This window comes from Mesorhizobium sp. B2-3-10 (assembly GCF_006442275.1).
Lineage (GTDB): Bacteria > Pseudomonadota > Alphaproteobacteria > Rhizobiales > Rhizobiaceae > Mesorhizobium > Mesorhizobium australicum.
This window is the reverse complement of sequence record NZ_VFVT01000014.1, coordinates 42,798-54,172: the sequence shown is the minus strand read 5'-3', so window position 1 is coordinate 54,172 and position 11,375 is coordinate 42,798. Positions and strand designations below refer to the sequence as shown.

Below are 11,375 nucleotides of genomic sequence, written 5' to 3'. Positions count from 1 at the left end.
GTGTCTGACATTCTGCGCAAGATCGAAGTCTACAAGCGCGACGAGATCGCCGCCGCCAAGGCAAGCGTGCCGCTGGCAGAGATCAAGGCGCGCGCGAAGGACGCCGACGCGCCGCGCGGGTTCCTCGCCGCGCTCGAAGCCAAGCGCGGATCGGGTGGCTTCGCACTGATAGCCGAGATCAAGAAGGCAAGTCCGTCCAAAGGGCTGATCCGTGCCGATTTCGATCCGCCGAGCCTGGCCAGGGCCTATGAAAAAGGCGGCGCGGCCTGTCTTTCCGTGCTGACCGATGCGCCCTCCTTTCAGGGCGCACCGGAGTTTCTGACCGAGGCGCGAGCCGCTGTGACGCTGCCCGCCCTGCGCAAGGATTTCCTGTTCGACCCCTACCAGGTCTACGAGGCGCGCGCCTGGGGCGCGGACGCCATTTTGATCATCATGGCCAGCGTCGATGATGCCATGGCCAGCCAACTCGAATCGACCGCGTTCGAGCTCGGCATGGACGCCCTGATCGAGGTGCACGATGAAGCCGAGACCGAGCGAGCGCTGAAACTGTCATCGCAATTGATCGGCATCAACAACCGCAATCTGCGGACATTCGAGACCAGCCTCGATACGTCGGAGCGGCTGCGGGCGATGGTGCCGGGGGGTCATTTGCTGGTCAGCGAAAGCGGCATTTTCTCGCATGACGATTGCCTTAGACTGCAAAGGATGGACATCGGGGCCTTCCTGGTGGGCGAGAGCTTGATGCGCCAACGGGACGTGACCGCTGCAACGCGCTCGCTGCTCACGGGCAAGGCGTCCGATGCGGGTCGAAAATCGGAATCGATTTTCGGAGAGCACGATGCATAGAGTCAAAGTGACAGAGCGCACTCTGTGCGTCCGAATGGACGCACGTCGCTCTATGGCGATTTGACGATGACAGGCGCTCTCACCCATCTTGGCGCACAGGGCGAGGCCAACATGGTCGATGTCGGCGGCAAGGACGAGACGACGCGCACCGCGATCGCCGAGGGTTTCGTCTCGATGCAGCCAGAGACGTTGAAGACCATCCTCGCCGGCAATGCCAAAAAAGGCGATGTGCTCGGCACGGCGCGCATCGCCGGCATCATGGCAGCGAAGAAGACCCATGAGTTGATCCCGCTCTGCCACCCCCTGCTGCTGACCAAGGTTTCCGTCGACATAGAGCCTGACCATACTCTGCCCGGCCTGAAGGTCACCGCCCTTGCACGCGTCACCGGCAAGACCGGCGTCGAAATGGAAGCATTGACGGCAGCCTCGGTGGCCTGCCTGACCATTTACGACATGGCCAAGGCGGTTGACCGCGCCATGGTCATCTCCGGCATACGGCTGGTCGAAAAGACCGGCGGCAAGTCCGGCGACTACAAGGCAGGGCTCTGATGGCACTGGTTCCGGTCGCCGACGCGCTCGAGCGCCTGCTCGACGGCGCCGTCCCGCTGGCCGGCGAAAGCGTCCCGCTCATCGAGGCGATCGATCGTGTGCTGGCGGAACCGGTCATGGCGCTGCGCACCCAGCCGCCCTTCAACGCTTCGGCCATGGACGGCTATGCGGTGCGAGCCGCCGATGTCGCGTCGGTGCCGTCGAAACTCTCGGTGATCGGCATGGCGCCGGCCGGACGCGGCTTTGACGGCGCGGTCGGCCAGGCACAGGCAGTGCGTATCTTCACCGGCGCACCGCTGCCTGACGGCGCCGACACCATCGTCATCCAGGAAAACGTCCGGGATCTCGGCGGCGGCAACATCGAAGTGATCGAGCCCACCGCCGTGTGGCGTAACATTCGCCGCGTCGGCCTCGATTTTTCCAGGGGCGACGTGCTGCTGGAGACCGGGCGCGTGCTCGACCCGGCGGCACTGTCGCTGGCGGCATCGGCCAATCATCCCCGAGTAAGCGTGGTGAAACGGCCGCTGGTCGCCATCATCGCCACCGGTGACGAGTTGTTGCCGCCCGGCAGCGAACTCGGGCCCGACCAGATTATTTCGTCCAACGCCTATGGCGTCGCCGCGGCGGCACAATCGATCGGTGCCTGTGCGCTCGATCTCGGGATCGCCGCCGACCGCAAGGACGATATCGCCGGCCTGGTCAGGAAAGCGGTCGCGGCGGGTGCCGATGTCATCGTCACGCTGGGCGGCGCATCGGTCGGCGACCACGACCTGATCCATGACGTGCTGACCGGCGAAGGCATGACGCTCGGCTTCTGGAAGATCGCCATGCGTCCCGGCAAGCCGCTGATGTTCGGGCGCCTCGGCGATATCAGATGCATCGGCCTGCCCGGTAATCCGGTAGCAAGCCTGGTCTGCTCGCAATTGTTCCTGAAGCCGCTTCTGGCAAGGCTGGGCGGTCGCGACCATCGTCAGGATATCCGCCCGGCACGGCTGGGCGCCGCAATGGCGGCCAATGACCTGCGCCAGGATTATGTGAGGGCGGTGGTCAGGGAGGATGACGGCGAACTGGTGGCGACGCCGTTCGGCATCCAGGATTCCTCGATGCTGAGGATGCTGGCCGATGCCAACGGACTGGTCGTTCGCGCGCCTTTTGCCCCTGCATCCGCTGCGGGCGACGCTTGCAGCGTTCTGATGTTGCGCTGAAGTATTTCGTAATAACTTACTGATCACAGGGCTTATTCCGAGATCAAGGTCCGCGTCAATGCATGCGCCGGATCGGCCAGGCCATCAACTACATCGTAGTGATGCCGGTCGGGCTCGACCACGGCACTGGTGGTGGCGCCAAGCCCGGTCCAGATGTTGGCCAGCAACGCATTCTGTCGCAGGAACTCCGAGCGCTCGCCGCCGCCGGCCCAGCAGGTGATGCGGGCACCATCGATTGGCCGCAGCAGTGCCGGGCTTTCCGTCAGCGCCTCATGCTCATCGATTTTCAGCACGGCGTTCATGCCGGTGCGCATCAGCGGGCGCAAATCATGCAAGCCGGAAATCGAAACGACGTGGCGTATGCGCCGCACGACATCGGTGGCGAGCGGTGTGGTTGTGGTCACCATGCGGCTGGCGAGATGTCCACCGGCCGAATGTCCGGTCAACATCAGCGGTCCCCCGACCATTGCCGCCGCTTTGCCGATCGCCGCCCCGATTTCGCTGACAATGCCGGCAATGCGGATGTCCGGGCAGAGCGTGTAAGAAGGCATAACCACGGCAAAGCCGTTGCCGACCGCGCCCTTGGCGAGATGCGACCAGCCGCTTTTGTCGGACTCCAGCCAGTAGCCCCCATGGATGAACACGACGAGCCCCTTGGGCGTAGCCTCCGGCAGGAAAAGGTCGAACCGGTTGCGCGGCCGATCGCCATACGCGATGTCGAACCGTGCCCGGCCCTCCCCCGACAGTGCGTCACGGAACGCTTGCGCTGGTTCCGACCAGGCGGCCGGCCACCGGTCGCTGCCGGCAATATTCGCGCCGTTGGCATAGGCATTGTCCCAATCGGCAATGCGATGGTCGAGCATCGGCACCCTCCCCAAAAGCATCGTCTCAGTGCTAGCAATGGCCGCCACCAGGCCGTGCGTCAAGGTTTTGGGATGAAACATTTTAGGCTTGAAACAAATTTCGACTGGTGCGATCCTGCCTTCGGAACAGCCGACAAAATGGGAGGTCCGCTGTGCCGTCCGAACCCGCCGATGGTCACCTTTCCGGTGACATGTCGACAAGGGTGTAGCCGGCCGCACGAAGCCTTCCGCGAGAGACAGGAATTCAGATCCACCGCCGCCGGCCAGGTGCCACGCACACTGCCAGGCGGCAGACAGGGACAGCGGCGACATGCTTGGGCCTTCAGCGCATACCGACACGTTCACCCGCGATAATCTGCCGCCGCCCGAGCAATGGCCCGACTTCCTGCTCGACGGCTTCGACTATCCAGAACACCTCAATGCCGGTGTCGAATTGACCGACAGGCTCGTCGAGAAGGGCCTTGGTGACCACACCGCGCTGATCGGCAATGGCCGCCGCCGCACCTACAAGGAACTGTCCGACTGGACGAGCCGGCTCGCCCATGCGCTGGTCGAGAACTACGGCGTCGAGCCGGGCAACCGGGTGCTGATCCGCTCCGCCAACAACCCGGCAATGGTCGCCTGCTGGCTGGCCGCCACCAAGGTCGGTGCTGTCGTCGTCAACACCATGCCGATGTTGCGCGCCGGTGAACTCACCAAGATCGTCGACAAGGCCGAGATCACGACCGCGCTCTGCGACACCAGGCTGATGGACGAGATGACCGCCTGCGCCAAGGACAGCGCGTTCCTGAAGCAGGTGATCGGCTTCGACGGCACCGCCAACCATGACGCCGAGCTCGACCGCGCCGCCCTCGACAAGCCGGTTACCTTCACCGCCGTCAGCACCGGCCGCGACGATGTCGCCCTGCTCGGCTTCACTTCGGGCACGACCGGCGTGCCGAAGGCGACGATGCATTTCCACCGCGACCTGCTGATCATCGCCGATGCCTACGCCCGTGAAGTCCTGCAGGTGACGCCCGACGACATCTTCGTCGGCTCGCCGCCGCTCGCCTTCACTTTCGGCCTTGGCGGGCTTGCCATCTTCCCCCTGCGCTTCGGCGCGGCGGCAACGCTTCTGGAACAGGCGACGCCACCCAACATGGTCCACATCATCGAGACCTACAAAGCGACCATTTCCTTCACCGCGCCGACCGCCTACCGGGCCATGCTGAAGGCCATGGACGAAGGCGCCGATCTGTCATCATTGCGCGTTGCCGTCTCGGCCGGCGAGACCTTGCCGGCCCCGGTCTTCGAAGAGTGGACGCGAAAGACCGGCAAGCCTATCCTTGACGGCATCGGCGCCACCGAAATGCTGCACATCTTCATCTCCAACCGCTTTGACGACAGGAAGCCCGCTTCGACGGGCAAGCCGGTGGGCGGTTACGAGGCGCGCATCGTCGACGAGGAGATGCGCGAGGTGCCGCGTGGCGAGACCGGACGGCTGGCGGTGCGCGGGCCGACCGGCTGCCGCTACATGGCCGATGACAGGCAGAAGGACTATGTGCGCGATGGCTGGAACCTCACCGGCGATACCTTCACGCAGGATGAGGACGGCTTCTTCCACTTCGCCGCGCGTTCCGACGACATGATCGTCAGCGCCGGCTACAACATCGCCGGACCCGAGGTCGAAGCGGCGCTGCTGTCGCATCCCGATGTCGCCGAATGCGCGGTCATCGGTGCCGAGGATGGCGAGCGCGGCCAGATCGTCGAGGCGCATGTCGTACTGGTGCAAGGTGTCCCGCCAGACGCAATGACCGTCAAGCGCCTGCAGGACCACGTCAAGGCAGCCATCGCGCCCTACAAATATCCCCGATCGGTCAAATTCATCGCCGCTCTGCCGAAGACCCAGACCGGCAAGATCCAGCGGTTTCGGCTGCGCACGGAGAAGATCAATTGAGCGAGCCTTACGATCCGGCCTCTGAAGGCGCAGAGATGTCGTTCAAGGAGCGCATGTCCTACAGCGACTATCTGCACCTGGAGAAAGTGCTGGAGGCCCAGACACCGCTGTCCTCGGCGCATGACGAAATGCTGTTCATCATCCAGCACCAGACATCGGAATTGTGGATGAAACTCGCTTTGCACGAGATTGGCGCGGCGATCCGCTCGATCCGTGCCGACCGCCTCGAACCGAGCTTTAAGATGCTGTCGCGTGTCGCCCGCATTTTCGAGCAGTTGAACAATGCCTGGGACGTGCTGCGCACGATGACGCCCAGCGAATACACCGAGTTCCGCGACGCGCTCGGCCAGTCCTCGGGTTTCCAGTCCTGGCAGTATCGCGCCATCGAGTTCATGGCCGGTAACCGCAACCTCGCCATGCTCGGGCCGCACAAGCACCGGCCGGACCTCAGCCAGAAGCTGGAGGCGATCCTGGCCGAGCCGTCGCTCTACGATGAAGCGCTGCTGCTTCTGGCCCGCAATGGCTTCGACATCGGGGCGGACGCAAAGCGCACGGATTGGCGCGAGACGCGGACCGAGAACGAAGAAGTCCTGGTCGCCTGGCAGACGGTGTACCGCGATCCGCAGCGCTACTGGATGTTTTATGAACTGGCCGAGAAGCTGGTCGACTTCGAGGACTATTTCCGCCGCTGGCGCTTCAACCACGTCACCACCGTCGAGCGCATCATCGGCCTGAAGCGCGGCACCGGCGGCACGTCGGGCGCCTCCTATCTCAAGAAGATGCTCGAAGTCGTCCTGTTTCCGGAACTGTGGACGGTTCGCACCCGGCTCTGAACTCTCGTCTGACGCAATTCCTGTGGGAAACCGTGTCACACTTTTCCCGACTTCGCGCCGGCTTCAGGTCACTGCCGTCTTGACCGCGAAGCGTGCATCCTGCCAGGCGCCAGTGCGCAGGATATCTTCCAGCACCTCGACCGCCTGCCAAACATCGGCGTAGCCGACATAGAGCGGGGTGAAGCCGAAGCGGATCGTCGACGGCGCTCGGAAATCGCCGATCACACCGCGCTCGATCAAGGCCCGCATCACCTGGTAACCGTTGGGATGGAGGAAGGACACCTGGCTGCCACGCTGATTGCCGTCGCGCGGGCTTTCCAGCTCCAGGCCGTAGGCGCCGCATCTGGTCTCGACGAGCTGGATGAACAGGTCGGCGAGCGCGATGCTCTTCTTGCGCACCGTCGCCATGTCGACATCGTCCCAGATATCCAGCGCCCCCTTCAGCGACCGCATCGATAACACCGGCTGCGTGCCGCACAGGAACCGGCGGATACCGCTGCCGGCCGCATAACCCTGCTCGAAGGCGAAGGGCCGCGCATGGCCCCACCAACCGCTGAGCGGCTGCTGGACTTTATCGTGATGACGCTCGGCGGCGTAGATGAAGGCCGGCGCGCCCGGGCCGCCATTGAGATATTTGTAGGTGCAGCCGATGGCGAAATCGGCATTGGCGCTGTCGAGCTCGACAGGCAGCGCGCCGGCGGTGTGGCAGAGATCCCAGACGATCAGCGCTCCGACCTGATGGGCCTTGCATGTCAGTGCCGCCATGTCGCGCAGCTGGCCGGACTTGTAGTTGACGTGGTTGACCAGGATGACCGCAACGCGCTCGTCGATGAGCTCCTCAATGGTCGGCGCATCAACGCCCTCAAGCCGCAACACCGTGCCGGGGCGCGTCGAGGCCACGCCTTCGGCCATGTAGAGATCGGTTGGAAAGCTGTCGCCCTCGGCGACGATGACCGAGCGGTCCGGCCGCATGCCGAGTGCGGCATGCAGCACCTTGTAGAGGTTGATCGAGGTCGTATCGCAGACCACCGTCTGGCCGGCCGCCGCGCCGATCAGCCGCCCCAGTTGGTCGCCGAGCGCGACCGGCATGTCGAACCAGCCGGCAGTGTTCCAGGCACGGATCAGATCCTGCGCCCACTCCTGGGTCGCGGCCTTCCGCAGCTCGTCGAAGACGGCGGGTGCCGCGGCGCCGAGTGAATTGCCGTCGAGATAGATCACGCCTTCCGGCAAGATGAACCGGTCGCGCATGGCACGCAGCGGGTCCGCCGCATCCATGGCTTCGACGGCTGCGAGATCGAGCGTTGCAGGCATCATTTGTGACATTCCTTGGTTATTCACGCCTTGGTCATTCACGCCGGTTACTCACGAATCGCTTCGCGAACCGGTGCGGACCCCCGGCTGCGCTTGAGGCTGGGCAAGGCAAGCATGGCCAGTACGAACAGGCCCGTGGCAAGCTTCAGGTCAGGCGGCGGCATGCCGGCCGCAAGGCAGAACGACACCAGCTGGTAGTAGATGATCGCGCCGGCGAAGGGCGCCAGCAATTGCCGCCACACCGTCTGCTTGCCGACGACGGCTTCGCCGATCATCAGCGCGGCAAGGCCGTTGATGAGAATTCCCAGGCCCATATTGACGTCGGCGAACCCTTGCGACTGCACCATCAGCGCACCGCTTGACGCCGAAAAAGCGCTGGCCAGCCCGACACCGCCTATGGTCGCGGCCCAGACATTGATGCCTTGCGCTTCGGCCATGTCAGGATTGGCGCCCACGGCGCGCACGGCGGTCCCCTTCTCGGTCCTGAAGAACATGTAGAGCAGCATGAAGGCGACAAGCGCGAGGAGACCCGCGACGACGATCTTGCTGGCGGGGAAACCCGGCCGCGCGAACGGCACCCAGTCGAACACCGAGGGCGAACCAAAGACGGACAGGTTGGACTTGCCCATAATGCGAAGGTTGATGCTGTAGAGCATCGTCATCATCAGGATGCCCGCAAGCAGCGTGTGGATGCGGAAGCGCAGATGGATGAAGGCGGTGCAGCAGCCCGCCGCAAAGCCGGCGACAAGGGCGGCAGCGATGCCCATCAGCGGCGATGCGCCGGCGGCAAGGAGAACGCCGCAGACGCAGCCGCCCAGCGGAAAGGCGCCTTCGCTGGTGAGATCGGGAAAATTCAGCATGCGAAACGGGATCATGATCCCGAGCACGACAAAGGCCAGGATCAGGCTTTGCGCCAGGGTGACCGGCATGATCGCGACGAAGCTGGTGAGAACGTCCCCAACAAAACCCATGATGATCAGCTCGCCAGCAACATGCGATCGGTCTTGACCGAGAAATGGCCGATCAGATCGATAACCGTGACCCTCGCCTTCTCCTGCCCGGCAACTTCCAGGAGCACCCGGCCCGCATCGAGCATGATCACCCGGCTGCCATGGTCGACGGCGTGCTGCATGTTGTGGGTCACCATCAAAGTCGTCAGTTTCAGCGCGTTGACGGCGCGAACCGTCGCTTGCATGACGATTTCGGCCGTGCGCGGGTCGAGGGCCGCGGTATGCTCGTCGAGCAGCAGCAAGTCCGGCGATCCACCGACCGCCATGATCAGCGACAAGGATTGCCGCTGCCCGCCCGAGAGCAGGTCGACGCGCGTGTCGAGACGATTTTCCAAACCGAGACCCAGTATCGACAGGCGTTCCCTGTAGGACGCAAGCCGGGTGGTGTTCAGCCCCGGGCGCAAGGTGCGCTTTTGGCTGCGCAAATCGGCCAGCAGCATGTTTTCCGCAACCGTCATGCTGGCGGCGGTGCCGCGCATCGGGTCCTGGAACACGCGCGCCAGTTTCGCGGCGCGCTTGTGCACCGGCATTGCAGTCACGTCGGCGCCGTTGATCAGGATCTGGCCGGAATCGAGGATCAGGGCGCCGGAAATGGCGTTTAGCATGCTGCTCTTGCCGGCCCCGTTTGAGCCGATGACGATGCCGAACTCTCCCGTGGCCAAGGACAGGCTGAGACCATCCAGCGCGACCTTCTCGTCGGCCTGGCCCTTGTAGAACACTTTGCGCGCGGATCGAATCTCGAGCATCGTTCCTCCCTGACCTCGGGATGACGGCGCCGACGCCGTCACCCCGGCAGTTCCGATGTTAGTCGACGATGCAGCCGCAATCGGCCATTGAAGCCGGTATCTCGATGCCGAACGCGGCCATCGCCTTGCGCGAGATCGTTGCCATGTGGTCCTTGTAGGCCGGGCGCGACGGCGCGATCGTCTTGGGATCCTTGCCCTTGAGGATCTCGGCGGCGATGTTGCCGGCGTTGACGCCGACCTGGGTGTAATTGACCGCGAAGCTCGCCGGCACGGTGCCGTTGCGGACCGCGCTGTCATCGGAGTTGACGACCGGGATACCGGCCTGGCGGGCGGCCGCGGAGACAGCGGCGATCGCCGGCTGGATCAGGTTCGAGGCCGGGCCGTAGATCACGTCGGCCTTGCCGGCGAGCGAAGCGATACGTTGCTGGATGTCATTGACGTTGTCGATGCCGACCTCCACCACCTCGAAACCGGCGGCCGGTGCCGCCGCCTTGATCTTTTCGACCAAGGCAACGTCATTGGCCTCACCGGGATTGTAAGGCACGCCGAAGCGCTTGGCGTTCGGCAGCAGCTTCTTGGTGAAGGCCATCACCGCGGCGACGTCCTGCAGATCGCTGGCGCCCGTCATGCCTTCGTCTCCGGCGTCCCACGACGGCACCAGCTTGGCCGCCACCGGATCGGTGACCGCGGCAAAAACGATCGGAATGCCGGAACCGGCGAGCGCTTTCTTGGCGATCTGCGAGACCGGCGTGGTGATGGTGTAGATCAGCTTGGGCTGCTCGGCCTGCAGCTTGGCGATCATCTGCGGCACCAGCGATGCATCGAAATTGGTGTGGCTCTCCGTGTAGACGACATCCTTGCCCTCGACGAAGCCATTATCCGTCAGCGCCTTCTTGAAGCCGGCTATGGCGGCGTTCAATTGCGGATGCTCGCCGAAATTGGCAATGCCGATACGGATCTGATCGGCCGCGGCACTGCCGGCGCTGACCATCAATGCGCCTGCCAGGGCCAAACCCGACAACCAAGCGGATTTCGACTTCAACATCATTTCCTCCCAGATTTGATCAGGGCCGCTTGGAAACGCGGCGGCTACGGCGATCATGGTGAGTCCGCCGGTCTGTGTCAAACATTATATATAATTGTCGCTGCGACCCAATATCATATATACTTTCGCCAGACGACGGATTGATCACCATGCGGGATGAAACGAGTTCCACAAAAACGGAAGCCGCCTATCAGCTGTTGCGGCGCGACATCCTGACCACGCGCCTCATGCCCGGCGCCCCGCTCAAACTGAGTGCGCTGCGCGGCACCTATGGCGTCGGCTGGACACCGTTGCGCGAAGCCCTGTCGCGGCTCGAGGCCGAACGCCTGGTCACCGCGATCAGCAATCGTGGTTTTGCCGTGGCTCCGGTGTCGCGGGCCGAGCTGGAGGATCTGGCACGCGCCAGGATGGTGGTCGAGATACCCCTGTTCCTCGAATCGATGGAGAAAGGCGGCAGGGAGTGGGAGGATGCCGTGGTCACCGCCCACTACCGGCTCTCGCGTTGCAAGACGGCGGTCGACGATCCCTCGGACGCGGCCGTCGACAGATGGGACGAGAACCACGAGGCTTTCCATGCGGCGCTGCTGAGCGCCGCCACATGCGACTGGCTGTTGCGGTTCCGCTCGACGATCTCGGATCAGCTGCGCCGGCATCATCGCTTTCTTGGTCTGGCGCCGACACTGCGGGCCGCGGCCGGCCTCAAGGATGGCTATGAAGAGGCAATCGAAGCGCTGCGCGAAGCGATTGCGATCGAACACCATACCGCGATCATGGAAGCGGCGCTCGACCGTGACATCGAGCGGGCCAAGGCGCTGATGACGGCGCATATCGGCTACACACTGCACGTCTATGTCCACAGCGAAGACAGCGGCGCCACCAGATACGCCGCTCGCGCCGGCAGCTTGAAGGCGGGTTCGGGATAACTTCAGCGCTTCCGCGACGCCTATTCGAACGCGCTGGCCGGAGTGCGCCGAACGCCCGGATCCATGGCCGCCCGAAGCTACCAATCGTTGGCATTTTGGTTTCGTTTC

The 11,375-nt window shown here is 63.9% G+C and carries 11 protein-coding genes; 6 read left to right on the top strand and 5 right to left on the bottom strand.

Annotated features, from left to right (window positions below):
* The 3 genes from trpC to glp all read left to right on the top strand — a co-directional run bounded on the left by trpC (position 1) and on the right by glp (position 2,600).
* Entirely contained in the window at positions 1-846 is an 846-nt protein-coding gene (trpC, locus tag FJ943_RS28880; RefSeq protein WP_015317808.1) for an indole-3-glycerol phosphate synthase TrpC, read from the top strand.
* A 66-nt stretch (positions 847-912) separates the two neighbouring features.
* Positions 913-1,395, top strand: coding sequence for a cyclic pyranopterin monophosphate synthase MoaC (gene moaC, locus FJ943_RS28875; RefSeq protein WP_140718001.1), 483 nt, complete (start codon positions 913-915; stop codon positions 1,393-1,395).
* Entirely contained in the window at positions 1,395-2,600 is a 1,206-nt protein-coding gene (glp, locus tag FJ943_RS28870; protein WP_140727001.1) for a gephyrin-like molybdotransferase Glp, read from the top strand. The genes moaC and glp overlap by 1 nt, the downstream gene beginning before the upstream one ends.
* Before the next feature lie 32 nt (positions 2,601-2,632).
* Here glp and FJ943_RS28865 read toward each other — a convergent pair whose 3' ends face one another.
* Positions 2,633-3,463, bottom strand: a complete 831-nt coding sequence (locus FJ943_RS28865) for an alpha/beta hydrolase (RefSeq protein WP_140726998.1) — start codon at positions 3,461-3,463, stop codon at positions 2,633-2,635.
* Positions 3,464-3,773: 310 nt separating this feature from the next.
* Between FJ943_RS28865 and FJ943_RS28860 the strand changes: the two genes are divergently transcribed.
* Both FJ943_RS28860 and kynA read left to right on the top strand, forming a co-directional pair.
* Complete coding sequence (locus tag FJ943_RS28860; protein ID WP_140726995.1) at positions 3,774-5,399, top strand: AMP-binding protein; 1,626 nt, start codon at positions 3,774-3,776, stop codon at positions 5,397-5,399.
* Positions 5,396-6,232, top strand: coding sequence for a tryptophan 2,3-dioxygenase (kynA, locus tag FJ943_RS28855; protein ID WP_140726992.1), 837 nt, complete (start codon positions 5,396-5,398; stop codon positions 6,230-6,232). Before FJ943_RS28860 ends, kynA begins: the two co-directional genes overlap by 4 nt.
* Positions 6,233-6,295: 63 nt before the next feature.
* On the opposite strand, the gene kynU is transcribed toward kynA, so the two are convergent.
* Genes kynU through FJ943_RS28835 form a run of 4 tightly spaced genes read right to left on the bottom strand, consistent with a single transcriptional unit; the run spans position 6,296 to position 10,344 of the window.
* Positions 6,296-7,543, bottom strand: coding sequence for a kynureninase (kynU, locus tag FJ943_RS28850; RefSeq protein ID WP_140727037.1), 1,248 nt, complete (start codon positions 7,541-7,543; stop codon positions 6,296-6,298).
* Between the two features lie 47 nt (positions 7,544-7,590).
* Positions 7,591-8,514, bottom strand: coding sequence for an ABC transporter permease (locus FJ943_RS28845; protein WP_140726989.1), 924 nt, complete (start codon positions 8,512-8,514; stop codon positions 7,591-7,593).
* 5 nt (positions 8,515-8,519) lie between these two features.
* The gene (locus FJ943_RS28840; protein WP_140726986.1) at positions 8,520-9,299 is read right to left on the bottom strand and encodes an ABC transporter ATP-binding protein; all 780 of its coding nucleotides are present in this window, start codon (positions 9,297-9,299) and stop codon (positions 8,520-8,522) included.
* A gap of 58 nt (positions 9,300-9,357) precedes the next feature.
* The gene (locus tag FJ943_RS28835; protein WP_015317799.1) at positions 9,358-10,344 is read right to left on the bottom strand and encodes an ABC transporter substrate-binding protein; all 987 of its coding nucleotides are present in this window, start codon (positions 10,342-10,344) and stop codon (positions 9,358-9,360) included.
* A gap of 149 nt (positions 10,345-10,493) precedes the next feature.
* Between FJ943_RS28835 and FJ943_RS28830 the strand changes: the two genes are divergently transcribed.
* A complete protein-coding gene (locus tag FJ943_RS28830) occupies positions 10,494-11,267 on the top strand; it encodes a GntR family transcriptional regulator (protein ID WP_140726983.1) in 774 nt (257 codons plus the stop codon).
* Positions 11,268-11,375: the final 108 nt, after the last annotated feature.

What these genes read in the sequence shown, in the direction of transcription:
- FJ943_RS28840 (WP_140726986.1), bottom strand. Translation starts at nt 9,299, where the DNA reads ATGCTCGAGATTCGATCCGCGCGCAAAGTGTTCTACAAGGGCCAGGCC.
- FJ943_RS28845 (WP_140726989.1), bottom strand. Translation starts at nt 8,514, where the DNA reads ATGGGTTTTGTTGGGGACGTTCTCACCAGCTTCGTCGCGATCATGCCG.
- FJ943_RS28865 (WP_140726998.1), bottom strand. Translation starts at nt 3,463, where the DNA reads ATGCTCGACCATCGCATTGCCGATTGGGACAATGCCTATGCCAACGGC.
- FJ943_RS28830 (WP_140726983.1), top strand. Translation starts at nt 10,494, where the DNA reads ATGCGGGATGAAACGAGTTCCACAAAAACGGAAGCCGCCTATCAGCTG.
- FJ943_RS28835 (WP_015317799.1), bottom strand. Translation starts at nt 10,344, where the DNA reads ATGTTGAAGTCGAAATCCGCTTGGTTGTCGGGTTTGGCCCTGGCAGGC.
- FJ943_RS28860 (WP_140726995.1), top strand. Translation starts at nt 3,774, where the DNA reads ATGCTTGGGCCTTCAGCGCATACCGACACGTTCACCCGCGATAATCTG.
- glp (WP_140727001.1), top strand. Translation starts at nt 1,395, where the DNA reads ATGGCACTGGTTCCGGTCGCCGACGCGCTCGAGCGCCTGCTCGACGGC.
- moaC (WP_140718001.1), top strand. Translation starts at nt 913, where the DNA reads ATGACAGGCGCTCTCACCCATCTTGGCGCACAGGGCGAGGCCAACATG.
- kynU (WP_140727037.1), bottom strand. Translation starts at nt 7,543, where the DNA reads ATGCCTGCAACGCTCGATCTCGCAGCCGTCGAAGCCATGGATGCGGCG.